The 22,495-nt window shown below is 44.9% G+C and carries 26 protein-coding genes and 1 tRNA gene; 7 read left to right on the top strand and 20 right to left on the bottom strand.

Features of this window, described 5'->3' with window-relative positions:
* Positions 1–311: 311 nt before the first annotated feature.
* Positions 312–1,259 (top strand): transcription initiation factor IIB, encoded by a 948-nt coding sequence (locus tag QXR61_04895; GenBank protein ID MEM3757281.1) that lies wholly within the window; start codon positions 312–314, stop codon positions 1,257–1,259.
* 16 nt (positions 1,260–1,275) lie between these two features.
* On the opposite strand, the gene QXR61_04890 is transcribed toward QXR61_04895, so the two are convergent.
* On the bottom strand, positions 1,276–1,494 hold the full coding sequence (locus QXR61_04890; GenBank protein MEM3757280.1) for a hypothetical protein: 219 nt from the start codon (positions 1,492–1,494) through the stop codon (positions 1,276–1,278).
* Positions 1,495–1,497: 3 nt separating this feature from the next.
* The gene (locus QXR61_04885; GenBank protein ID MEM3757279.1) at positions 1,498–1,806 is read right to left on the bottom strand and encodes a translation initiation factor; all 309 of its coding nucleotides are present in this window, start codon (positions 1,804–1,806) and stop codon (positions 1,498–1,500) included.
* A gap of 169 nt (positions 1,807–1,975) precedes the next feature.
* Between QXR61_04885 and QXR61_04880 the strand changes: the two genes are divergently transcribed.
* Positions 1,976–3,346: an amidohydrolase gene (locus tag QXR61_04880; protein ID MEM3757278.1), complete on the top strand. Its 1,371-nt coding sequence runs from the start codon at positions 1,976–1,978 to the stop codon at positions 3,344–3,346.
* A 21-nt stretch (positions 3,347–3,367) separates the two neighbouring features.
* On the opposite strand, the gene QXR61_04875 is transcribed toward QXR61_04880, so the two are convergent.
* The 9 genes from QXR61_04875 to QXR61_04835 form a co-directional block, all read right to left on the bottom strand.
* Complete coding sequence (locus QXR61_04875; GenBank protein ID MEM3757277.1) at positions 3,368–4,291, bottom strand: thiamine pyrophosphate-dependent enzyme; 924 nt, start codon at positions 4,289–4,291, stop codon at positions 3,368–3,370.
* A 1-nt stretch (position 4,292) separates the two neighbouring features.
* A complete protein-coding gene (gene porA, locus QXR61_04870; GenBank protein ID MEM3757276.1) occupies positions 4,293–5,471 on the bottom strand; it encodes a pyruvate ferredoxin oxidoreductase in 1,179 nt (392 codons plus the stop codon).
* A 7-nt stretch (positions 5,472–5,478) separates the two neighbouring features.
* Positions 5,479–5,763: a pyruvate synthase subunit PorD gene (porD, locus tag QXR61_04865; protein MEM3757275.1), complete on the bottom strand. Its 285-nt coding sequence runs from the start codon at positions 5,761–5,763 to the stop codon at positions 5,479–5,481.
* Positions 5,756–6,313 (bottom strand): 2-oxoacid:acceptor oxidoreductase family protein, encoded by a 558-nt coding sequence (locus QXR61_04860; GenBank protein MEM3757274.1) that lies wholly within the window; start codon positions 6,311–6,313, stop codon positions 5,756–5,758. Before QXR61_04860 ends, porD begins: the two co-directional genes overlap by 8 nt.
* Before the next feature lie 135 nt (positions 6,314–6,448).
* Positions 6,449–7,090, bottom strand: a complete 642-nt coding sequence (locus QXR61_04855) for a dolichol kinase (GenBank protein MEM3757273.1) — start codon at positions 7,088–7,090, stop codon at positions 6,449–6,451.
* 123 nt (positions 7,091–7,213) lie between these two features.
* Positions 7,214–8,464, bottom strand: a complete 1,251-nt coding sequence (locus QXR61_04850; protein ID MEM3757272.1) for a Gfo/Idh/MocA family oxidoreductase — start codon at positions 8,462–8,464, stop codon at positions 7,214–7,216.
* A gap of 46 nt (positions 8,465–8,510) precedes the next feature.
* On the bottom strand, positions 8,511–9,230 hold the full coding sequence (locus QXR61_04845) for an ATP/GTP-binding protein (protein MEM3757271.1): 720 nt from the start codon (positions 9,228–9,230) through the stop codon (positions 8,511–8,513).
* Between the two features lie 65 nt (positions 9,231–9,295).
* Positions 9,296–9,913 (bottom strand): methyltransferase, encoded by a 618-nt coding sequence (locus tag QXR61_04840; GenBank protein MEM3757270.1) that lies wholly within the window; start codon positions 9,911–9,913, stop codon positions 9,296–9,298.
* Between the two features lie 95 nt (positions 9,914–10,008).
* Positions 10,009–10,659 carry an MBL fold metallo-hydrolase gene (locus QXR61_04835; protein ID MEM3757269.1) on the bottom strand — a complete coding sequence of 217 codons (651 nt, stop codon included), beginning with the start codon at positions 10,657–10,659 and terminating at the stop codon, positions 10,009–10,011.
* A 109-nt stretch (positions 10,660–10,768) separates the two neighbouring features.
* On the opposite strand from QXR61_04835, the gene QXR61_04830 reads away from it, so the two are divergent.
* A tRNA-Asp gene (locus tag QXR61_04830) sits at positions 10,769–10,846 on the top strand.
* A gap of 57 nt (positions 10,847–10,903) precedes the next feature.
* On the top strand, positions 10,904–11,173 hold the full coding sequence (locus QXR61_04825) for a hypothetical protein (GenBank protein ID MEM3757268.1): 270 nt from the start codon (positions 10,904–10,906) through the stop codon (positions 11,171–11,173).
* A gap of 167 nt (positions 11,174–11,340) precedes the next feature.
* Here the strand turns inward: QXR61_04825 and QXR61_04820 are convergent, their stop codons facing one another.
* The 4 genes from QXR61_04820 to QXR61_04805 form a co-directional block, all read right to left on the bottom strand.
* Positions 11,341–11,760 (bottom strand): type II toxin-antitoxin system VapC family toxin, encoded by a 420-nt coding sequence (locus tag QXR61_04820; protein MEM3757267.1) that lies wholly within the window; start codon positions 11,758–11,760, stop codon positions 11,341–11,343.
* Positions 11,735–11,989: an AbrB/MazE/SpoVT family DNA-binding domain-containing protein gene (locus tag QXR61_04815; GenBank protein MEM3757266.1), complete on the bottom strand. Its 255-nt coding sequence runs from the start codon at positions 11,987–11,989 to the stop codon at positions 11,735–11,737. The genes QXR61_04820 and QXR61_04815 overlap by 26 nt, the downstream gene beginning before the upstream one ends.
* Before the next feature lie 154 nt (positions 11,990–12,143).
* A complete protein-coding gene (locus tag QXR61_04810; GenBank protein MEM3757265.1) occupies positions 12,144–13,217 on the bottom strand; it encodes a uroporphyrinogen decarboxylase family protein in 1,074 nt (357 codons plus the stop codon).
* A 112-nt stretch (positions 13,218–13,329) separates the two neighbouring features.
* Entirely contained in the window at positions 13,330–14,331 is a 1,002-nt protein-coding gene (locus tag QXR61_04805) for a carbon-nitrogen hydrolase family protein (protein MEM3757264.1), read from the bottom strand.
* 79 nt (positions 14,332–14,410) lie between these two features.
* Between QXR61_04805 and QXR61_04800 the strand changes: the two genes are divergently transcribed.
* Both QXR61_04800 and QXR61_04795 read left to right on the top strand, forming a co-directional pair.
* A complete protein-coding gene (locus QXR61_04800) occupies positions 14,411–15,388 on the top strand; it encodes a sugar phosphate isomerase/epimerase (GenBank protein ID MEM3757263.1) in 978 nt (325 codons plus the stop codon).
* 34 nt (positions 15,389–15,422) lie between these two features.
* Positions 15,423–15,635, top strand: a complete 213-nt coding sequence (locus QXR61_04795; protein MEM3757262.1) for a hypothetical protein — start codon at positions 15,423–15,425, stop codon at positions 15,633–15,635.
* 110 nt (positions 15,636–15,745) lie between these two features.
* Here QXR61_04795 and QXR61_04790 read toward each other — a convergent pair whose 3' ends face one another.
* From QXR61_04790 to QXR61_04770, 5 genes are all read right to left on the bottom strand, one after another.
* Positions 15,746–16,930 carry a hypothetical protein gene (locus QXR61_04790; GenBank protein MEM3757261.1) on the bottom strand — a complete coding sequence of 395 codons (1,185 nt, stop codon included), beginning with the start codon at positions 16,928–16,930 and terminating at the stop codon, positions 15,746–15,748.
* Between the two features lie 68 nt (positions 16,931–16,998).
* Positions 16,999–18,204 (bottom strand): radical SAM protein, encoded by a 1,206-nt coding sequence (locus QXR61_04785; protein MEM3757260.1) that lies wholly within the window; start codon positions 18,202–18,204, stop codon positions 16,999–17,001.
* 47 nt (positions 18,205–18,251) lie between these two features.
* Positions 18,252–19,337 (bottom strand): class I SAM-dependent methyltransferase family protein, encoded by a 1,086-nt coding sequence (locus tag QXR61_04780; GenBank protein MEM3757259.1) that lies wholly within the window; start codon positions 19,335–19,337, stop codon positions 18,252–18,254.
* 14 nt (positions 19,338–19,351) lie between these two features.
* Positions 19,352–20,365 (bottom strand): carbohydrate kinase family protein, encoded by a 1,014-nt coding sequence (locus QXR61_04775; GenBank protein MEM3757258.1) that lies wholly within the window; start codon positions 20,363–20,365, stop codon positions 19,352–19,354.
* 40 nt (positions 20,366–20,405) lie between these two features.
* A complete protein-coding gene (locus QXR61_04770) occupies positions 20,406–21,065 on the bottom strand; it encodes a cyclase family protein (GenBank protein ID MEM3757257.1) in 660 nt (219 codons plus the stop codon).
* Between the two features lie 121 nt (positions 21,066–21,186).
* Here QXR61_04770 and QXR61_04765 point away from each other — a divergent pair, with 121 nt between their 5' ends.
* Positions 21,187–22,431, top strand: a complete 1,245-nt coding sequence (locus QXR61_04765) for a DegT/DnrJ/EryC1/StrS family aminotransferase (protein MEM3757256.1) — start codon at positions 21,187–21,189, stop codon at positions 22,429–22,431.
* The last annotated feature ends 64 nt before the right edge of the window (positions 22,432–22,495 follow it).

The raw sequence follows: 22,495 nt of genomic DNA, 5'->3' as shown, positions 1-22,495 counted from the left end.
CTTTCAGCCTGATTTTAGGCTTAAAATTAGCGGAAATAAGAGGCAGGGAGAAAATTGATAAATTTATAAGAATGTAAATGGATGATTTTTAATATTTTCTATGTTTTCTACATGAAGTGTTAAAGTAATATTATAGAATCCGGGCTTAAATAAATGTTTTGAAGGACAAAAGGCTTATATAGTTAAACTGCTCTTTAAAAGTTTTTACGGGCTGATGATCTAATCGATTCCGAGATCATTATGAGGAATCGTTTTTGTGAGGTTTCCCGTGTAAGCTAGGTTTCCTCATATGGTGGATAGGAGGGTGAGGTATGGAGGAAGAAAATGTTGAGGTAAGACCCGTGCAGATGGTTGTGGTAGATAAGTGTCCTGAATGCGGTAGCACTAATCTTATTAGTGACCCTGACACTGGCGAGATTATTTGTAGTAATTGCGGTTTAGTTATCCAGGAGTCCATTATGGATAAAGGCCCTGAATGGAGGGCTTTCACGCAAGAGGAGAAGGAGAGCCGTAGCCGAGTTGGCATACCAACGTCCTTCTCGGTTCATGATAAGGGATTATCCACCGCGATCGATAAGATTAATCGCGACGCATTAGGTCGGAAACTTCCTTTGAACGTTAGGCTGCAGATGTGGCGGTTAAGGAAGTGGCAGATAAGGTCAAGGGTTCACTCATCAATTGATAGGAATCTAGCTCAAGCTATGACTGAAATCGATAGGCTATCAGATAAACTCGCTATCCCATCTTCAGTCAAAGAGAAAGCCGCTGTAATATATCGCAAAGCTCTAGATCAAGGGCTGGTCAGAGGCAGATCAATAGCGGCTATAGCGGCAGCCTCCCTCTATGCTGCATGCAGATTAACTGGCACACCAAGAAACCTTAGGGAGATATCTGAGGCTAGCCTAGTTGGAAGAAAAGATGTTGCCAGATGCTATAGGCTACTTCTACGTGAGCTTAACTTAGCAATGCCGATAGCTGACCCAACCATATACATACCGAAGATAGCTGAAAAAGCCAGCGTTTCAGGCCATGTGCAAACAACAGCACTGAAAATACTGAACGAAGCGAAAAGAAAGCATATTTCAGCCGGTAAAGACCCTATAGGTTTGGCTGCGGCAGCGATCTATATCGCAGCCTACTTATCTGGGGAGAAAAAGACTCAGAAGGAGATAGCTGACGCCGCTGGCGTAACCGAAGTCACGGTTAGAAATCGCTATAAGACTTTAAAGAAGCAGCTACATTTAGAGATACCTGACTAGTTCTAGAGATCCTTCTTCATTGCTGCTCTTCTACATCGATTTCCAAAACTATCGGCCCAATGTAGCCGCAGTCTTCGCAAACATATCTTTTAGGCATCAGCCAAGCATCAAACCTACTGGATAGCTTTATGTTTTTGCTCCCGCATCTAGGGCAGACTAGAATCCTATTTCCGGCGCGCGGAGGGTGTAGCCCAATGCTATAAAGTATTCTGTTGAGGGCTCTAATTTTCTCCATAATTTACTGCACTTCAATATTCTCTTTCGGATAACCCATCTGAATTAGCAGCTGATAAACCTTCTCCCTCTGATCTCCCTGCAGCATTATTTGCCCATTCTTAGCTGTGCCGCCACATGCGCAGTGAGTTTTCATTTTTTGCGCTAAACGGCTAAGATCTATGTCTTTGCTGTCTAAGCCCTCAATCAACGTCATTGCTTTCCGAAATTTCCTTGTTTCCAGCCGGATCTTAATCTTCTGCTGCTCTTTATGGATCTCTCCACAAACACATATATCTTTTGGAAGCCCGCATATCGAGCAAATATCCACCATTATGTATATCTTGACCCCTCACAGCCCTATATATTTTACGTATTTTTGGAGTATTTAAGAATTTAGGAAACCTCGCTTTTCGGCTGAGTGGGGGATGCCTTACCTAAACCTAAAGCCAGATATTATGCCTCAAAGATACATAAAATTTGTTTGTAAGGTGCATTTCCATATGAGGGCTGATATAGTTATACGTAATTGCATGATAGTGACGATGAATAGAACAGCGGATTTAATAAAGCAGGGGCTAATCGCCATAAAAGATGGCTTGATAACCTATGTTGGAAAGACATCTGAGGCCCCGACATTCGAGGCCGATGTTTTCCTCGATGGAAGCAAAAAGATCGCTATGCCCGGCCTAATTAACTGCCACACCCATGCAGCGATGTCGCTTTTCAGGGGGGTTGCGGAAGACAAGGATCTAAATTCTTGGTTGAGGGAAACCATATGGCCGCTTGAATCAAGGCTTAAGCCTGAAGACATCTACTATGGTTCGCTCCTCAGCTGTGTTGAAATGATTAAGAGTGGAACAACTTGTTTTTCAGACATGTACTTCCATGAGGATATGGTTGCAAAAGCCGTTGAGGAGACTGGAATGAGATGCGTCCTATCGCCTGGAATAATCGATGCTGGGGGTGGACTGCTCGGTGAAATCCTTCTCAAAGAAGCCGTGAGGATCGCTAGAAAATATGATCGAAGCGCAAATAGTAGGATATTTGTTATGCTTGGGCCTCATGCATTATATTCCTGCAGCCCAAAATTACTTAGGCAGGTTGGCGAGAAAGCGAGCGCCCTTAATATTGGCATACATATACATCTAGCGGAATCGGAGAGCGAGTCCGCCAAGATAAGGGAGACTTTCGGCAAAAGCGAGGTTGAACTGTTAAGTGAGCTAGGTCTCCTCAGACCCAACTTGTTGGCGGCTCACTGCATCCATCTCTCAGATGCAGACATTATGCTTATGGCTAAACATGATGTTAAAGCCGTTTACAATCCAGTATCCAACATGAAGCTGTCTTCAGGGGCGCCTAGAATTAAAGACCTTTTGGATGCCGGGGTAACTGTTGGGCTTGGAACTGATGGGCCTGCCAGCAACAACATTCTAGATATGTTTGACACCATGAAGATCGCTGCGTTACTTCAGAAATCTAGGTACGGAGACCCGCGTGTTCTGCCGGCTAGAAAGGTTGTTGAGATGGCTACAAGGGATGGTGCTAAGGCCCTATGTCTAGGCGACTTGATCGGTTCAATTGAGGTCGGCAGGAGAGCCGACATAATATTGATAGACTTCAGTAAGCCTCATTTAGCTCCGCTACACGACGTTTATGCGGCGCTTGTCTATTCGGCGCGTGGAAGCGACGTCAGTACCGTCATCATTGACGGAAAAGTAGTTATGGATGAAAGGCGCGTGATAAGCGTGGATGAAAATGAGGTCATGGATAAGGCTGAGAAAACCGCTTACGATTTGCTAAGCCGAAAAGACCCCATAAAAGACTTGGCTTGGAAATGCATAAAGAAAAGTGGTTTTCATAAAAGGGGATAGTTAAAGGACACTAATAGATGTTTAAGTTTTTTCACCGCAAAGCGTCGCTATTCTCTTCCAGTTCTCTTCAACCCACATTTGCAGCGCCTCAAGCTCACGCTGGGCTTCCGGCTGGAATAAATGCGTGAATCTCCCCTGCATTTTCAGGAACTCTAACAGCGGCTTCGGCTGCGGAACCTTAATGTTAAGTTTATACTTGCCTCTCTCAACCTCATATACTGGCCAATACCGGGTTTGGACAGCTAACCTAGCGACCTCAATGCTTTTAGATGGGTCAAACCTCATACCTGTTGGACACGGAGCGAAGACATGTATGACCGCCGGGCCATCAACCTCCAAGGCTTTCCGAACCTTCGTTATGTAATCGTTCCAGTAGGCTGGAGAAGCCGTTGCCGCGTACTCAATTCCATGGGCCACACATATTCCAATCAAATCCTTCTTGAATTCCGGCTTACCCGGAATCTTTCTGCCAGCTGGGCTTGTAGTTGTAGCTGCGCCATGAGGGGTTGCGCCGGAGCGCTGTATCCCCGTGTTCATGTAAGCCTCATTATCATAGCATATGTATAGGAAGTCATGTCCCCTCTCAAGTGCGCCTGAAAGCGCTTGAATACCGATATCAAATGTTCCGCCGTCGCCGGCTATAGCGATGACATCGACATACTTATCCCATAAACCTTTCCGCCTTAAAACCTTGTAAGCCGCCTCAATCCCCGAGGCAACTGCGGCAGCGTTCTCGAAAGCGATATGAACCCATGAAACCTTCCAAGAGGTGTACGGATATATTGTTGATGCAACCTCAACGCAGCCAGTAGCGTTCACCACAACCGTTGGTCCGCGAAGAGCCTTCATAGTCATCCTCATCACTGTTCCGGCACCGCATCCGGCACACAGCCTGTGGCCGGACGTGAACAATTCCTCAACGGGCAAATCCTGAAGCCTAACCATTCTACTCCCTCACCCCCACATACTTTACATATTCTTTTACTTTCCCAGTCTTGGCAACCTCGAGCGCCTCTTCAAAAATGATTTTTAAATCGTTTGGCGTAATGTCCCTTCCACCCAAACCATATAGGCAGTTGAAGACCCTTAAATCTTTCCCATGGCGATAAAGCGTCGCTATAATATCGCTGCACAGTGCGTTGAAAGGCGCGCCGAAACTGCACGCTCTATCGAGGACAGCTATGGCCTTAACGTCTCCAACAGCCTTAATTAACTCTTCTTCCGGAAACGGCCTGTAAACCCACGGCTTTATTACGCCAACCTTTTTCCCTTTGCTTCTAAGATCCATTGCAACGGCTTTAGCTGTTCCAGCCGTGCTTCCAAGACATATTATCGCGGCTTCAGCATCGTCCATAGCATAAGTTTCTAGGAAACCATACTTTCTTTCAGCTAAAGTCTCATACTCCGCGTTAACTTCACGTATAACATTAAAAGATTCTTTTAAGGCTTGTATTTGCTGGAACTTTACTTCGAAATAGTAGTCTGGAAGGCATAGCGCCCCAACAGTTATTGGCTTAGTTGGATCAATAGTTATAAATGGTTTCCTAGGTGGAAGAAATTTGGAGACATCTCCATCCTCTAGAATCTCAACCCTCTCCATCGAATGGGAAAGTATGAACCCGTCAATATTTACACTTACTGGAAGCAGCACCCTGTGATCCTCTGCTATCTTAAACGCCTGAATAATCCAGTCATACGCCTCCTGAGGGCTCTCAGCATATATCTGTATCCAACCGCAGTCTCTAGACCCCATCATATCAGAGTGGTCGCCATGAATATTAAGCGGCGCTGAAAGCGCCCTGTTTGCGACGCCCATAACTATAGGGCACCTTAAGCCAGAAGCAACATAAAGAATCTCGTGCATTAGGGCTAAGCCTTGGCTCGCTGTTGCCGTGAAAACTCTTGCGCCAGTTAGGCTTGCACCGATGCACGCGGATAGGGCGGAGTGCTCTGATTCAACGCACACGTATTCCGCGTCGATTTCGCCGTTGTAAACGTATTCGCTTATCACTTCAACCATTATGGTCTGTGGCGTAATTGGGTAGGCTGCCACAACATCAACGTTGCACTGTTTAACGGCGTAAGCTATTGCCTCGTTGCCAGTTAACCCCGTCACCTTACCCATCTAATTATCACCTCTCCTCCTCAACCATGGTTATACATTTTACTGGGCACTCATTTGCGCAGATGCCGCAGCCTTTACAGTAATCGTAGTTTACTTCAACATATTTTTCAAGCCTAATTATCGCAGAGTCTGGACAGTAAATCCAGCATAGAAGGCAGTTTATGCATTTTTTCTGGTCTATAACTGGCTTAAAGGCTCTCCAGTCGCCAGTTTTATATTTCATGGCGGAACCGGGTTCAAGCAGATATCCGCCGATCGAGAGAGACTTCCATCCAAGCTTCTTTTCACTCAACTCCTACCGCCTCCTCATAAGCCCTCTTTATAACCGCTATGTTTTTTTCGCCAACGGCTCCGGGAAACCTCTCAGATATGACTTTTAATAGCGAATTCATTGTGGTTAAGGGAGCCGCCTTCAGAAGCGCTCCAAGCATGGCTGTGTTATATATTGGTCTTCCGAGAATCTCCAGAGCTATTCTTGTCGCATTAACAGCGTAAACTCCAGCATCCTTAATACCTAAGATCTCCTTAAGCTCCCCCGGTTTTCTCTCAGAGTTAGCTACAACAAACCCTTTCGGGGCGAGTCCAGCAGTAACATTAACCCTGCCGATAAGCGTAGGGTCGACGACGACAACGATGTTCGGATTATATATTTGGCTATGCAGAGATATAGGTTCATCAGATATCCTTGTATACCCGGTTACAGGAGCACCCCTTCTTTCCGGCCCAAACTCTGGGAAAGCTTGAACGTATTTTCCATCTAATAGGGCTGCTTGAGCTAGGAGTCGGCTCACGGTAACTACTCCCTGTCCACCCCTACCATGCCAGCGCACCTCAATAAGCAAGTATGACTACCTCCAAAGTTCACTCATCTGCAGGAATTATGTCTAAATTACAATTGATAAATATAACTTTATCTTTATTCTATCCTCAGTTTAAAACCAGCTGATAAAATCTAACATTTTAGCAATTTTTCACGTTTACAACGCAAGGGACCAGGGTGCAAGTATCCTAGCCAACAGAAGGATTAAGAAGGATGTCGCTGGCACAAGCACATTGTCGTCTATTGGCTTAAATTCAAAGTGTTCAACTAGCGAGGCCGCGGCTCCGGCAATTATTCCTGCGAGCCCAACTATTGCGCCCACGCTTATCGAGAATGATGCCATTGCAAGGTTACCCCACCAAGATTTGGTTCTTCTCCTGTAAATCGCGTTTCTCACAATGCCCGTTATTGCGTCTCCGACCGACATGAAGATAACTGGCAGTACACCGATGCGGAAGTCGCCGCCGGTCAATATCCAGCCTAAAGATATAATTAATCCCCACATAATACAGAAGGAAACTTCATATGAATTGTCGCTTGTTTGAAACCAATACATTAATTGCCTCTTCCTATGATAGGAAAATAGGAAGGCTGCGAGGAGAAGGCTCATAATTAACGGGAGGATAAAGGACCTAAATATTAGCGGTATGAGTGAGGCGCATAATCCTCCAGTTAATATATGTATCACTTTCCTATTATAGTAAACGGCCACGTTTGTTTCAAAACCCCTCCCAATCATAAAATTATAAAGTTTTTTGGTTAAAACCATAACCACAAAGATTACCCATATGAGCAACATGGATGCTGCAGCTATCTCTTCAATAGATATCATAGATTAGCTATTTTTAGCTAAGATCTATTTAACGATTTTCAAAAAATTGAAAAATTTGTGTCTGTTTCGCCATGTTGCCGCCATTGTTTCTTACTCGGTTTCAGCGATGGATTTAGGATTCCACTCGCCCAAACATACTTTTGGCCTATACCCTTTTAAGACTTCAGGGTTAAACTTTATTTTTCTGCCTTTTTCAGCCGACATGTAGGCTGCCATCATAAGCTGCGTTACTAAAAGCCCATCTCTCCAATTCTCCTCAGGCAGCTTGCCCTTCAAGAAGCATTCAACCATATGCCGATTTTCATCTTGATAGCCATAGGTTATCGCCTCGTTCGGTATTATTGGCATTAAACCCTGCTCCGCCGCCTGCTTCTCAACGAACTCCTCAGTTGGCGGTATCTTAACATTTCTGCTTAAAAACACGTTAAGCTCCTGCTGCAAACTGTTTATAGTTACAGAGTATTCTGGCCCAAGAACCTCAAACGTTAACCTTAAGCCGGGGCCAACAAAGCTCCATGAGGTTCTGGCCTCTGAGAGAACTAAGCCGCCGTCCTCATCCTCATAAACTATAAGCGTTAGGGCATAGTCCTCGGCAGGGGTCTTCTCGTAGTTAACATTAAAGTTCCTTTTGAGCGTAGAAACATAGGGTTCCTTAGTCCATTTAAGGGATGCTATAACCGATTGAACGGTTATGGGTTTAAGCGCCTCTTTAGGTTTGTCTGGATTCATAAGCAGATATCGACTGGCCTCTAAGCTGTGGCAAGTCATGTCTAATAGTACCCCGCCACCAGACAGCTGAGGGTTCCAGAACCAAGCTGAATGCGGCCCACCATGCTCTTCAGCCGCCCTAGCCAGATACGGTCTGCCAGAATATTTGGCGCCATATTTCCATATAGTTTCTTTTGCGCGGATGACAGAGGGAGCAAAAACCTGATCCTCCAAGTAACCATGAAGAAGGCCTGCTTTCTCAACGAGTTTAACCATTTCTTCGGCTTCATCAACGTTTCTCGCAAGCGGCTTCTCACAACACACGCCGGCAATATTCGCTTTCCCCTGCGTTACCTCTTCCACAATAGCCTTTACAACTTCGAGTCTCATGAAATTCGGGTTAAGTATCCAAACAGCGTTAACCGAAGGGTCTGAAAGCATGCTCCTTAAATCTGTGTAAACTTTTGGTTTACCGACACCCAGCGTTTCAACAAGGTTCGATAGTTTACGGGCGCTTTCCTCCCTTATATTGTAAATGGCTGTTATCTCCGCATCCCTTATACCAGTCCAAGACAACGCGTGAAACCTGGCTACAAAACCTGAGCCTATAAAACCCACGCCCAGCTTCTTCAATATTATTCACCCAAAATATCATTTTCCAGCATAAATAAAATAAAGATTATGTTAAGTCCCCACACGCGCATTTAACCTCATGTAGAATAGTTAGGATTTCTTCGAAACCTGTTCCCGTCCTAGCGGATACTAGTGGGACTCTTTTGGGTGGAAAGAAGGCTCTTAGAGATTTCAGCAGCTCCATATCCATTTCCTCTCTAAGGTTTGTTGGCTTTTTAGTGAGGAGGCTGTTTGGGTTTCTGAGGATATCTTTGATCTCTTCTATTTCCTTCTCGTTGAGAAGATCCACCTTATTCAAGATAGCTATGGTCTCGGTCTCAAGAGTATAATAAACCGTTAGAGCATAGAGGTAAAAGCTTACAAGGTTTCTTTTCAGCGCTGAAAGATCACCGAGAAAAAGACAACATCTATCTTCAAAACCGCTAGCTATAATCCTTCCAGTCTCCCTGAATAGGAACGGCTCCAGTTGTCCAGGTGTGTCAATCAACACGTAATCCGTATCCTTAAATTTCGGCAGCTTAATTCTCGTTAACCTTTCCATGCTTTCAAGTATGGCTCCATTAGGCCCTAAATTCATCTCGCGCATTATGCTCTCGACAGTGAACACTGATCTCACATCAAAATCCGGGCTATATCCGGGATTTAAAACCCCCGGATCTAGATTTATTGTTCTGACTCTATAGCCCTCGCTAGCCAAATACGCTGAAAAGTTTTTGACAAATAGGCTTTTACCAGATCCAGCTGGCCCTAAAACAAGAACGTTCATTTGAGGAAACCTTCTTATAGGTTAAGCAATGGTGGGATAAAAATGCTACTGAGAGAAAACATTTTCTATTTCTCAATTACCAAGCTCAAAGCATAATCAACCATCCTTATTCTCGTGAAACCCGCTAGTCTTAAACGCTCCATTATACCCTTCAAGTATCTTTTACCCTGCCTTATGCCCGGTCTTCCAACATAATGCAGCATCCTTCCATTCCCCTTTAGAACCCTGAAAAGCTGCTTATAAAACTCCAGTGAATAGAGTTCTGGAGCAACATTTATCCTAGGCGGGTCATGAATTATAAAGTTAAAATACTCATTATTAAAATTCTTTATCTCCTCAAAAACATCGCCGACTATAAGTTTAATCTTACCGTTCTCGAAAAGAGCCTTCGAGAATGGGTTCTGCTTAGCGATAAATATAACATTTTCATCTTTCTCGATGGTTATAACTTCCCTAACGCTTCTCTTTTGAGCCGCTAAGATGGCCGTGTAACCTAGGCCGGTGCAGCAGTCTAGAATGGAGCCGTAAATCTTACCTAGAGCCTTAATCTTTAATATAGCATCAGTTTTAGGATCAACCTCATCAGCTCTATGCATCCGTATCCCAGATATCTCAAGATAAGGCCAAGTATCCGTTTCAACAAGCCTATAAAATTTCCCAGTTTTCTCGCTATAAAATCTCACGATATCCATCAAGCTAAACGATATTTACCTCTAACTTTTTAACTTTAAGCCGATTAATCAACCCATTTAAAAATGCGCCATCTATTTTAGCGGGTCTAGAGATTGTATTTTTCCCCGGGTTTAAGTAAGACAACCTTAATATTTGAGGTGGATTCAACCCTCCTCTTGAATTCCTCCGGGCTTGTATCCCATCTATGCATCGGGATAACTATTTCGGGGCTTATGGCTATGGCTGCCTCAGCTGCCTCAGGATTATCCATGGTGTATGTGCCGCCGCTTGGAAGCAGAGCAAGAGTTATACCCCTATTTTTGAGCTCCCTCATCTCTGGAATAAAATCAGTGTCTCCCGCATGATAGATGATTTTATCACCTATTTTTATTAGGTAGCCGAGACCAAAACCTTTCGGATGGAACGGTACCCCAGGCGATCTAAAGCGCCTCACGTTATATGCGTGGACGGCTTCGATCACTATATCGCCGACCGTCGTGCTCTCCCCGGGCTTAAGAACCCTAACATTTCCTCTTATCTTTGTTGCGCAGTCTGGTGGCGAAACGATTACGGTTCCATTTTTCCGTATTTTTTCAATCTTAGATGTATCGCAATGATCATAGTGAGAGTGGGTCACGAGAACAATATCCGCTTTATCAACGTAGTTCCCCTCGTAGGGGTCGATATAAATGTTCTTTCCATCAGCAGTTATTTGAAAGCTGGCGTGCCCAAGCCATTTAACGCTGACATTAACCATTCCAGCATACCTCCAAAATGAAAAACGCTTTCTCAATATATAAATCTCATCACCGAGATTGCGAGCGTAACGTTTATTAATACACTTAAACCAGAAAATATTGGTTAAAGCCCTGGTAGTATAGTCCGGTCTAGTATAGGCGGCTGTCGCCCGCCCGACCCGGGTTCAAATCCCGGCCAGGGCGCCAGTTCTCCGGGTTCAAATCCCTTACACTTCTTTTAAATTTGGGAATAATGAGTTTAGTGTGAAGAATGAAATCTATGATTATGAGGAGAGACTTGAGCGGTACAGGCGGGTAATCGCTGGCTTCGGGCATAACGGCGAGGTTGCCCTCCACTTCTTGGATCACTTGGCTAGCCTTGGGCTCTTGACTGCTAGGCTGAGTAAGGTTGCGAGCCGTCTTCCAGCTCTGCTGCGCGCCATAGACTTCGACCTAGAGGGTGCAACTAGTCCGTGTAGCATGTCGTTGTTGTCGCTCTTCAACTCGACAGCAACTCTGATCCCGCGCTCATAAACCTCACTATCAACCATGTCATTCCTGACACGAATCCCGCCCTTGGGAAATAATGTCTCGTAGCCCTGCCTCTTAAAGTGGGACGGTATTTGTAAGCGTTACGATGACAGCAAGGCCATTTTTACTGGTCCGAATCTTTCTAGGAGTCTCGTCTAGCAAGGTAGCATTTATGGCTCGGTTCTTTTTACTTCGATAAGGCTGTCAAAGTCCCTATCGTAGCTTACTATTATGTTTATCTTGTTTTCAAGTGCAGTGGCCGCGTGTATTGCGTCTCTGGGTTTAAGCCTATACTTCTCCATGAAATCCTGAGCCTTTAAAATTGTCGTCCTTTTAACTCCGAGAAACCTTAGGTTTGGAAACCTAAGAAATTTCCTGCCATACTCCACTGATAACTCTTCTCCCATAATCTTCTTAACTATCCATGTGACTTCGTCCCACGTGATAAGCGATGTGTGTGCTTCAATCTCGCCGAGAGCAATTTTCAGGAGGAATTCTCTACATTTCCTCGCTTCCGGCACAAACACTTCATCATAGATTACTGAATATATGAAGACGTTTGAATCAACGTAATACAAGTCTCTCTTCAACCTCCCCCTCAAGAATCCTTTCCAAATCTATTTTCTCAGTCAACTTCTTTCCTTCACTCGAGCAGAAATCCTCAACAAATTTTACGGGATCTATCTTCGGCTTAATCAGAACCTCCTTGCCCCTAACCTCCATAATTACTTCGTCTCCAGGACCCACCCCCAGAAACTCCCTAATAATCTTTGGGATGACAAGCTGCCCCTTCCGACCCATTCTCCTCCTAATTTCCAAGTTTAACCACCAAGTATGAAAAAGTCTTACCTATAATTTAAACTTTCCACCCCCAATCTATGAGGAAAATACCCATAAGATGAAGGGTACCAGAACTAGGGTTTTGGGGTTCGGCCGGGCGCCAATTTTTCCAATTTTCATTTCATATGCGGGTTCAAATCAATCTTTTCTCAGAATATTTCGAACCGTATCTGTATGCTTCATCGTACATTGCTATTATATTTTCTATCGGCGATACTGGCTGTATATTGTGGCATGGTGCCAAAATATATCCTGTTCCATCCGACGCCAATGTATCTATGCACCTTCTAACCTCGGCTCTAACCTGCTCTGGCGTTGCGAAGGATAGTATGCGTTGATTATCCATTCCGCCGTGGAAACATAGGTGTTTGCCGAACTCCGTCTTCAATTCTTCAAGATTCATTCCTGGACATGTCCATTGCACCGGGTTTAATATGTCTATGCCCATCTCCACCAAGTCCGGTACAAATATTCGTATTGCTCCATCATCATGATGAAAAACTTTTATCCCGAAGCTGTGGGCTAAATCTATAAATTTTTTCATGTGTGGCCGATAGAAGTCGCGGAAAACCTTCAGGCTTATCATGGGGCCATTCTGGGTGCCGAAGTCATCTGTTACCTGGGTTACATCTATAAGTCCATCACATGCTTCAAACATGCGGAGATGCAGTTCATAAAGGAAATCAGATATTAGATCTAATAGACGCCTAGTGAATTCAGGTCTCAAAATTGGGTCAAGTAGAGCGTTTTTGAAACCCCTCAGAAGGCAATGCTGAAAGAATACTGCCACGTAGCCTGCCCCAACAACTCTTTCCCGGCGAACCCTTTTAGCTTCTTCCCGCATCTCTGAGAAGTCGAACCAGTCAACCTTAGGCCACCGATATGCTTCTAAATCCCTTATAGTCTTTGCGTATGCTAGGGGTGGGCCAACAGGCTCCTCGTATGCTCCCAGCCCATAGTTAACCAATTTATATCGTATACCCCAATAATCAATCTTCCACCCTTCATCCACAGATAATTTTGGACCTATATATTTAGGCGACATCCACATTATGCCATCTATATGTAAGGCTTCCATAATATCGACGTTTTCACCAAAATACGCTTTGAGATTACTCCAAACTTCAGGGGTGGCCCATATATCCGTTGGGATTCTATCGGGAATCTCATGGTTTATAGCGGCCAGCACGCGCTCTCTTGAATTCATCTAAAGATTCACCCGCCGATTTGAATAAGAATATAGTGCCGTATACCTAAAATACCTTTTTAGTATGAAGAAAAACAGAAAAGAAGGTGAAAACCTAGGTTTAATCGCTTTGCTATGGTGCGGGAGAAAAATCATTTGCCACCTTTGAGTATTGGGGGCGATCTCCATGAGCTGCGCTCTGTGGTGGAGGGCTTTTACCCTGATGAATATATGCGTAAGCCGCTCTGTGCCTCTGATAGTACTCCCAAGCTGATTCGAAGCCAAACTCTTTCTTAAGCTGCTCGGTCGATATGTTTGGATCTATCGGCTCTACGAGGAATAATGCGTCGTCTCTTTTTGAGCGTACCTCCACGCGGTTTGGATACAGTGTCATCAGTTTGTCCGGTATGCTGTAATTGAAGTCATAATGTGAAACCACGTAGTCTAGGTTTATGTCACGCATTACAATGTTTTTCAATGCGTCTGTTTCATCGAGGATGTTTCCCAAAGGATCTATTATCTTGGATTTATCGGTTCTAACGGAAGATATAACATAATAATGGTGGAGGTAAGCGTAAACCTGCAGAGCAAAACCTCCGTTATAAGCGGAGCACCAAACAACCATTTTAGCGTTCTTTCTCGCCAATTCCTCCCAGATTTCAGGGAAACCTATGTCAAAACATATCTGTATGCCAATCCGCCCAAAATCTAAGTCAAATACTGGAACCTCTCTGCCGGGCATCACGCCATCCTCAAACACTGTGTAATCGCTTGACGATGTGACTGGATGCGCCTTATCGTAGATCCCGCAGATTTCTCCCGACCTATCTATGATAACCGCAGAGTTCCATATTTTTCCATCCCTCTTCGTGTATAGGGGGCAGATCACATAGGAGCCGTATTCCCTCGCTTTTTTACTGACACTTTCAGTGATCAGTCCAGGCGGATGCTCAGCGATCTCCTTAATGGGTTTGTTAACGGATGCTGATGCGAAAGCCTCCGGTAAACATACTAAATCCGCTTGATTTTTAAGCGCTATCTCCAGCAGATTCATAACATGCTTAAGATTCCCTTTAATGGTGCTGTAGAAATTATTTGCTTGGCAGATTGTGGCTATACGCGCTCTTTTACCCATACGTGGCACCATTAAAACTTCATCTTCATTAAAGATTAATTGTCGGTAACCTTTAATAGAACTTTTGGTGGTCGGCTTGATGTATAAGTATTCTGTTCCCTTAGGGGCCTTTGGCTTACATAGAGACCGCTTCTGCGAGTATGGGGAAAGGCTTAGCCTAGAGGAAATGGTTAAAGTAGCGTCAGAAATAGAGGGTTTGGATGGGGTTAGCGTAACTTACTACCTCTCAATGGATGTAGCCCCGCTGAAAAATCTGCTGGAAAAATATGGGGTTGGCTTCTCGCATTTCACGGTTGATTTAAGTAGAGACCGGCAATGGTTAACTGGCTCGATAGCTTCTCCTAATCATAAAGTAAGGGAGCTCGCCGTAGAGCACATTAAGGATTGCATGGATGCTTCTAAGAAAATGGGGGTTTCACTCGTAAATTTGTGTCCAATGGGAGACGGATATGACTATCTTTTTCAGGAGGATTACTCTAAAGCTTGGCGCTGGCTGATAAACTGCCTGAAAGAGGTTTGCTCATATCGATCCGACGTAAGGATATCTCTAGAGTATAAGAGGAGGGAGCCTAGGGCGAACATCTATATATCTGATATCGGCAGAGCCCTCTGGGTTTGCGAGAAAGTGGGGGCTGAAAACCTAGGCGTTACTGTAGATATTGGGCACTCGCTTTTAGCCGGAGAAAATCCGGCTGAAGCAATATGTTTAGCGGCTCAAGAAGAACGACTATTCAGCGTGCATTTAAACGATAATTTTAGAGACTGGGACTGGGATTTAATCCCGGCGTCCATTAACTTTTGGCATTTTATTGAATCATTGGCTTGGATGATTAAAGTGGGATACAGCGAATGGATTTTCATGGACGTTTATCCTTCTAGAGTTGACCCCGCTAAGGCTATAAGCCGGAGCATTAGAAATGTAAGAGGAATTGTTGAGGGGCTTCAAAAAGCTGGTGTGGATAGGGTACTGGAAGAGCTGAGAGAACACAACTATATTAGAGCGCTTAAAATAGTTCTGGAAAACTGTAAAACATGTCTTAAGAAAAATAATCTTTAATAATGGCTAATATTTAGTAGTTTTGTGAACCCGTATGTCGGAAGAAACAAAGAAATGGGATATCGAGATCGGCAGAGACTTCATCTATTTTGAATTTGGCAAAAAATACTTCATTCTCAGAGACATTGGGCAGGGAAAATATCAGGTTATGCTACCGGAGAGCGCCGAAGAGATAAAGGCAAATGAAATATTCGGCAAACTTAAGCAATACTTAGAGATGATAAGCGGATTAAAGAGCGAGGTTTAACTCAGACTAGAGACTTCATATAGCGAAACTACCACCTGACCATGCTGGCCCCACTATTTTTTCAAAATTATTTTTCAGGCTGCTAATGGTGTTTTAGCGCCTCGCCTAGCCTATTCAGTTAAAGAAGACTGCTTTCGCTTATCTCCAACCAATCCTAGAAAAGCGTCTGGGATTAGGCTCGTTGCCAACATAACCACGTTAATATCTTTGTGTTCTAACCATGTTTGGTTTTCCCTGTTTTTTGGATTAAGCCAGAAATCATCTATCCTGTCAGCTAGCCAGACATAGCTTGATAAATCTCTTGTGGCCGAGGCGAGACCGATGTTTTCGGAGAGCCTTTGGCTGCTTCCCACCAGTTCCCTGAGTTTAACGGCGGCTTTAAGACCAATAGATAAGCCGAGCTCTCGGAAAGCTAGCCGCATGTTAGCTGGCAGCTTCATTGATCTGCCGGCTAGATATAGTTCCAGGCTTAATAAGGAATCGTTTAAAATGTTTATTAAAAGATCTAGATGGTTAGAATGCCCGTTGGCAATCAAGTCAGCAAGTCTATAGGAGCATATAAGTAGCTCGCCAATGCCAAGCGGGTCATCAGTTACCCAAACCATCTCGCTGCATATGTTCTCCATATCTCTAATCTCCTCGATGAGGTTCGGCGCCACCGAGTTGCCTGCCGATGCTTGCAGCTCCATGTAGGTGATAAGCCCGTCGAGCGGGTCAAGCTGACCCATAGAGGAAACCAGTGGCCATGACAGATCTACGCTCATCTTCCAGTAGATGCGTTTTCGCCCATCAGCCGCCTCATAGACGAACGCTCTATGCGCCCTTTTAGCGAGCTCAACAGCCCACACATAATAGTTGGAACATCCCGTGGCTTTGCCGACGACATTAAGCGTATGCATCCACTTTGTTAGGTAATGGTAGTATTGCCCGTCACGCTCCCACTCCAAGACTTCGTCGAACGGCTCATCCGGCTTTCGCTCCGGCAGAGGTTTACCTATCCTTAAGCCGCCTACAGTTGGATGCCTCCATCCCTCATCATCGCTTAAGCCGCTTATCCAGCCGGATTTAGAGTCACCTTCACGGTGTCTTCCAAGCACAAAGTGTACTTGATCAACAAGTTTAAGCGCCATCCGCATAAACTTCTCATCCTTTTTCCGATAGTGAAGCTCAATGAGATTACATACGGCGAACGAATCGGTCCATAGATAGCGCCTAGGTTTCAGATCTGATATAAGCCCCGTCTGATAGGCGAATTCCCACATGAGTTTTTCAGCAATGTTCACCAGGTTATCCATGTCCACTCACTACGAATCCTAATATTAAAGATCCTATGGCTGGGTAGATGATAGCGGTTTTAAAGTAATCATGGCCCCACATGACCTGTCGCTGTTTGAACGATCACGCATTTCAATCCCACGCCATTCAGTATATCCTTAACCTTTAACATCTCCCTATAACTAGGCCTTCTCATATCCCTCCTCCTAAATGTCGGAAAATAATCTAATACGCATACTTGGACAGATGAATCCATAGAAAATATCTTCTCGCCAATTTCAAAAAGCTCATCAAACCCCATGAAAGCCGGGTTATAGGGTATGCCGACCCCGATGTAAACTCTATCCTTATAATTGTCTATAAGGTATTTTAGGGCCTCCCAGCTGGTCTTTAAATATCGCTCGGCAAGCGCTCTGTCTTCTATGCCACTTATGTTCATAAAGGTCTCTAAGCGAATGCCCTTCGGCTCAACACCAATATTGTTTGCTCCAGCCTCGACAAGATCGTCGATGTATGGAGGCGTTAGCAGAGTGCCATTGCTGTCAAGGTGCAACCTAGCCTTCTTGTCCGGGTTAAGTCTTCTAAGCTCCGCGAAATATTCTATGAGCCAACGTTTATTTAATGTGGGTTCTCCACCGCTAATCGCTAAACCATTAACGCCATAAAGCCTCCTATAGTAGGTTAATCTTATAGCGGCTTCTCTAGGCGTCAAAGGCTCCGAAGAATTATCGTATGTTACGCTGTAATTCTGGCAGCTCCGACACCTAAGATTGCAGCCAGCCGCCCATATAGCAACCTCAATGTATCTTGTCCCCTTCCCCTCAGTCCACGGGGTCGCCTTACCGCCAACAGAATGCGGCTTAGGACCATGAATTATCCTTAACGGGGGCATCGAACCAGCGTTTGTTTCAATGGTCATGCCGTCTTTTACGCCTGTTATACATGATCTAACTGGTTTTCCATCAGCCATAACCATGCATGCCCAGCAGCCGCCCAATCCACATGGCGCTTGAATGCGCCCCTCATCGGGGTAGACTCCGACCTCGTATCCAATTAGTCTCAAAGCCTCTTTAACAGTTATGTCCTCTGAAACATCATATTGGACGCCGTCAACCATTATCCTAATGATCCGCCTGTCTCCGTTCTCATCCTTAATAATCTTCTTTGCCTCGTAGGGACATGCAAAATAACATGACAGGCAACCCACACAGCGAGGGTTAACGCATCTATTGACCGTTCTACAAAAGCCGCATTTTCTACATAAGGACTCGTCGGTGAAAACTTTAATTCGCATTTATTTGCGTCAACCAATACCGCGCTATTATAAAATTGTGCGTTTTTCTATTTTACTTTTACATCTACAGCTATGTGCCACCTGTATGGCGCAACTTCTTTCACGATTCTCTCCGAGAGCAGCGCCTCCACGCTTCTTCCGGATCTTTCTATCGCCTCAATAAGCCTTCTCTTCACGCGCTCCATGGCGTCTGATCCGCCGGCAATCTCATAATAATGGATGAAGCCGCCCGAAGATTTAAGCGCCGTGCACGCTGCGTCAACATACTCTATCGCTTTCTCTGGAAGGTTCATTATAACTCGGTCCGCTACCCCGCGCAGCCTGCTCTTAATGATCTCTCTCGCATCGCCGAGAAACGGAATAACTTTTCCATGAACATTGTTCGCGTAAATGTTTCTTTTCAAGTATTCCACAGCGTCCGGGTTTATGTCGATTGAATAAACCGTCACATTTTCTCGAATTTTCGCTATCAGTATAGAGAATGGGCCGACTCCAGCAAACATATCCACGACGGTTTCGCCCTCAGCAACTTGGGATGCAACCCTATAATGCTCGTAGGATAGTCTAGGCGAAAAGTAAACTTTTCTTGGATCGAGAAAATATCTGCATCCATGCTCCTTATGCACTGTCTCGGTGTTCGCTGAACCAGCCATAAGCTCATATTCCCTGACACGGTAATCCCCCTTAACCGCGCTGGACTTGGCGAGAACGGATCTCACGCGCTTAAACATCTTTAAAACAGCTTCCCCAACCAGATTCTTATAGCCTTCAAGCTCATCAGGAATCTCTAAGATAGCCACGTCGCCTACGAAATCTATTGATCTTGGAAGGCTCGCTAAAAGATGCGGCGGCAGCCTATTCTCTAAGAAATCAATTAAACTTTTAATCTGCTTCTCGCGTTTCGGAAAGCTTGAGATTAAAACCTCGAATTCCCCGATTTCCCCGCGTATATTAGCGGCCTGCCCCTCTGAAGGCTTCTCTCTAAGCGGCACAAGCAAATACGCTTCAACCTTAAGCACCTTCAAATCCTTATTTAGGAGGCCGAGCCTAGCCACTGCGCTTATAGCTTTCTCCCCCAAACTTTTAGGGACTCTAATGCAATAGGATTCTACTAGGGGCTTCTCTTCACCCATGCTGATATCGACATTTACTTTTTGGCCGAAGAAACTTTAACGTTACGCCTCAAATATGCGCCCTGCTCATCAAGAATTCTTTTAACATTCTCTTTTGTTACAGCGGTCGTTGTCCCAACCATCGTTACGCATGCGGCTCCAGCGGCTTCACCAACCATAAGAATATCTATAATATCGTTAACCGATAAGTTCGCCACATCGCATCTCCCGTGGCCGCACTTTTCCACAAGCCCGCTTATCACGCCGGCGCAGAGGGCGTCGCCCGCCCCTGTAGGATCAACTGCTGGAACCTTAAAGGCTGGTAGCTCGAAGATATTCTCTCTAGTTCTCGCGATAAGCCCTCTATCTCCCATGCTTATAATAGCCATGTTGGTTCCCATATTGATTAGGGATTCGCAAGCCTCATAGAGGTTCTTTCTTCCAGTTATCTGCTCAGCCTCGTGGGCATTGCAGTGAAATATATCGGTCCACTTAATCGCCGGGATCAGAAAGCTCCACTCACGCATGTATGGTGTAACTGGATCAACGAAAGTTAAGGCGCCCAAATCTTTAGCTTTCCTCAGTACCTCCGGTAGCTGATCATCAAAGCTACCCGTGAGGCCGACTCCACCAGCATAAAATATTAGCGGCCGCTCCTCACTCAATATTGAGAGGACGAATTCAGGGTCTAAGAATAAGTTGGCTCCACTATCAGCGTGATATCTCCTGTCCTCGCCTTTAACTACAAGGATTAAATCCTTTGACGTACCGACGTTTGGAACCCTTTGAAGATGGGTTATCACACCATGCCTTTTAAGCTCACCCTCAATGAAATCGCCAAAAATGTCGTGGCCAACGGCGCCTATCGAACTTACGTCGCCAGCCTTCAAACCAAGCTTTCTCAAATCTATAGAAACGTTTCCGCAGTGGCCGCCTAAATGAACCTCAATACCTTTAGGCGTAAAAGTTAACTCGCCGGGAGCTGAGATTTTGGGCAAATCCGCAGCTATTATATCGGCAACCAATATTCCTGCGCAGGTTACTATCAAATGTATATCCCTCTCATGCCGCTAACATAATATCCTTGATTTAACTCTTTGGCTCAAACGCTACAGCCCTTATCCAAGACGAATCTAGGTGGGCGATCTTTAATGGTAGCCCTATGAAGAAGATCCGCTCACATTCAATTTTATCTAGGTTTATTAACCCCTCAATTATCGGTATATCATTTTCTAACAGAAGCATATGCGTCGCTGGTTTAACTCCTGAGCCGGGTTGATAGGCCCTCGGATCATCTGGATGAACACCCTGAACACCAAGCATTTTTATACGCTTTTTAACAAGGTATTCGGCGGCTTCAGGCGTTATATAGGCTCCTCCAGGGCTCCACATGAGCACTATATCCTCATCCCTAACCCTGTCGAGATGCTCTGGTTTTATCGGCTTATTGGCCTCAAACTTGAGGACAAGCGCTTCACCCATAAACTTATCCAACGGCAGATCCGTAAGCGACTTAAGCCCATCCTTTAAGTGCAGCGGGCCTTCAACGTGGGTACCTAAGTGAGATTCAGCCTCGATGAAATTCATGTAGGTTCCATCCTCAGCGTTTATGAACTGTTGTAGGTTAAATCTTCTGATCTGATTACCGCGAATATATTCACCGTTAACCTTCAAGACATTTGGCTGGATCTCAATAGACAAGTCAATAATCCTATATTTTTTAAGGGCTTCAACAATATCTTTAACCATTTTAGATCACATGTAACATAGAAGCGGCATCAATTATTTTGCTTTTCGCCTCCAAAAACATGATGGTAACCGTTTTATTCGCCCTTGGACAGTAGATAAGTATTGAGTGGAGGGAAAGGAGTTGGCTAAGCTCGCTATAGCCGGTGGAAAACCGATTAGAGACAAGCCTTTCCCAAAATGGCCCGTTTTCGATGATAGGGAGGCTAAAGCCCTACTAGACGTCTTAAACAGCGGTTTATGGGGAATAGGCGGCTCAAAAAAGAAGGAGTTTGAAGAGAAATTTGCGAGATATCAGCACGCTAAATACGGCGTTGCCGTAACCAGCGGTACAACAGCCTTAGAAATCTCGCTCAGATCTCTTGGGATAGGTTGCGGCGACGAGGTTATAGTTCCCTCATACACGTTTATGGCTACGGCCATAGCGGTTTTCTACGTGAACGCCATCCCAATCTTCGCAGACATAGATCCTGAAACATACACTATTGATCCGAAAAGCATTGAATCGCTGATATCTGATAAAACTAAAGCCATACTGCCAGTACATATTGGCGGTAGACCAGCAGACATGGACGCGCTTCTCTCCATAGCTGAAAAGAACGGGCTGCATATAATTGAGGACGCGTGCCAAGCTTGGGGCGCTGAATGGAAGGGTAGAAGGGTTGGAGCGATAGGCGATATTGGAGCCTTCAGCTTCCAGTCCAGTAAGAACATCACTAGCGGTGAAGGCGGCATAATAGTCACCAACAATGAAGAACTGTATGTTAAAGCTTGGTCTCTGCATAACTGCGGTAGAATGCCGGAAAAAGCGTGGTATGAGCATTATCTTCCGGGGGCAAACTACCGGATGACCGAGTTCCAGGCAGCTGTACTTTTAGTTCAGATGGAGAGGCTTGATGAGCAAACTGAGAGGAGAATGGAGAACGCCCAATATCTGGATAGCAAGCTCTCTAAGATAGACGGCGTAAAACCGCTTAAAAATGATGAACGCGTAACTAGGCACGCCTACCACCTCTACATATTCAGGGTTGATCCAGAGGCGTTTGGTGGATTATCCAAGGCTGCGATTGCTAGAGCTCTACAGGCTGAAGGCATACCTGCAAGCGTCGGCTACTCAAAGCCGCTATATAAAGAGCCTTACATAGAGTACTTTAGGAGATGCCCGTTCTCCTGCCCACACTACGGCAAACAAATAGATTATTCCAGCGTTAAAGCACCCGCAGCTGAAAAAGCCTGCTATTATGAGGGGCTGTGGTTTCCACAATACGTCCTTTTAGGATCGAGAGAAGACATGGATGACATAGTGACAGCCTTCGAGAAACTTAAAGATAATTTGGAAGAGCTTGTAAATATGTCTGGTAGTAAATAACTAGGTGCATGTGGGTATCATGGAGGACTATATGACGCCTAGAGAAAGATGGCTTGCTGTCCTG

The sequence above is a fragment of the Candidatus Bathyarchaeia archaeon genome (genome assembly GCA_038882715.1).
Lineage (GTDB): Archaea > Thermoproteota > Bathyarchaeia > Bathyarchaeales > DTEX01 > DTEX01.
Note: the sequence above shows the minus strand (reverse complement) of the source record. Positions and strands in the feature narration are given on the sequence as shown.

Excerpts from the sequence above, each read along its gene's own strand:
- QXR61_04875 (MEM3757277.1), bottom strand. The coding sequence starts at position 4,291 with ATGGTTAGGCTTCAGGATTTGCCCGTTGAGGAATTGTTCACGTCCGGC.
- QXR61_04855 (MEM3757273.1), bottom strand. The coding sequence starts at position 7,090 with ATGTTGCTCATATGGGTAATCTTTGTGGTTATGGTTTTAACCAAAAAA.
- QXR61_04785 (MEM3757260.1), bottom strand. The coding sequence starts at position 18,204 with ATGCGAATTAAAGTTTTCACCGACGAGTCCTTATGTAGAAAATGCGGC.
- QXR61_04795 (MEM3757262.1), top strand. The coding sequence starts at position 15,423 with ATGTCGGAAGAAACAAAGAAATGGGATATCGAGATCGGCAGAGACTTC.
- QXR61_04790 (MEM3757261.1), bottom strand. The coding sequence starts at position 16,930 with ATGGATAACCTGGTGAACATTGCTGAAAAACTCATGTGGGAATTCGCC.
- QXR61_04810 (MEM3757265.1), bottom strand. The coding sequence starts at position 13,217 with ATGAATTCAAGAGAGCGCGTGCTGGCCGCTATAAACCATGAGATTCCC.
- QXR61_04885 (MEM3757279.1), bottom strand. The coding sequence starts at position 1,806 with ATGGTGGATATTTGCTCGATATGCGGGCTTCCAAAAGATATATGTGTT.
- QXR61_04770 (MEM3757257.1), bottom strand. The coding sequence starts at position 21,065 with ATGGTTAAAGATATTGTTGAAGCCCTTAAAAAATATAGGATTATTGAC.
- QXR61_04895 (MEM3757281.1), top strand. The coding sequence starts at position 312 with ATGGAGGAAGAAAATGTTGAGGTAAGACCCGTGCAGATGGTTGTGGTA.
- porA (MEM3757276.1), bottom strand. The coding sequence starts at position 5,471 with ATGGGTAAGGTGACGGGGTTAACTGGCAACGAGGCAATAGCTTACGCC.
- QXR61_04780 (MEM3757259.1), bottom strand. The coding sequence starts at position 19,337 with ATGGGTGAAGAGAAGCCCCTAGTAGAATCCTATTGCATTAGAGTCCCT.
- QXR61_04890 (MEM3757280.1), bottom strand. The coding sequence starts at position 1,494 with ATGGAGAAAATTAGAGCCCTCAACAGAATACTTTATAGCATTGGGCTA.
- QXR61_04880 (MEM3757278.1), top strand. The coding sequence starts at position 1,976 with ATGAGGGCTGATATAGTTATACGTAATTGCATGATAGTGACGATGAAT.
- QXR61_04835 (MEM3757269.1), bottom strand. The coding sequence starts at position 10,659 with ATGGTTAATGTCAGCGTTAAATGGCTTGGGCACGCCAGCTTTCAAATA.
- QXR61_04845 (MEM3757271.1), bottom strand. The coding sequence starts at position 9,230 with ATGAACGTTCTTGTTTTAGGGCCAGCTGGATCTGGTAAAAGCCTATTT.
- QXR61_04800 (MEM3757263.1), top strand. The coding sequence starts at position 14,411 with ATGTATAAGTATTCTGTTCCCTTAGGGGCCTTTGGCTTACATAGAGAC.
- QXR61_04805 (MEM3757264.1), bottom strand. The coding sequence starts at position 14,331 with ATGGGTAAAAGAGCGCGTATAGCCACAATCTGCCAAGCAAATAATTTC.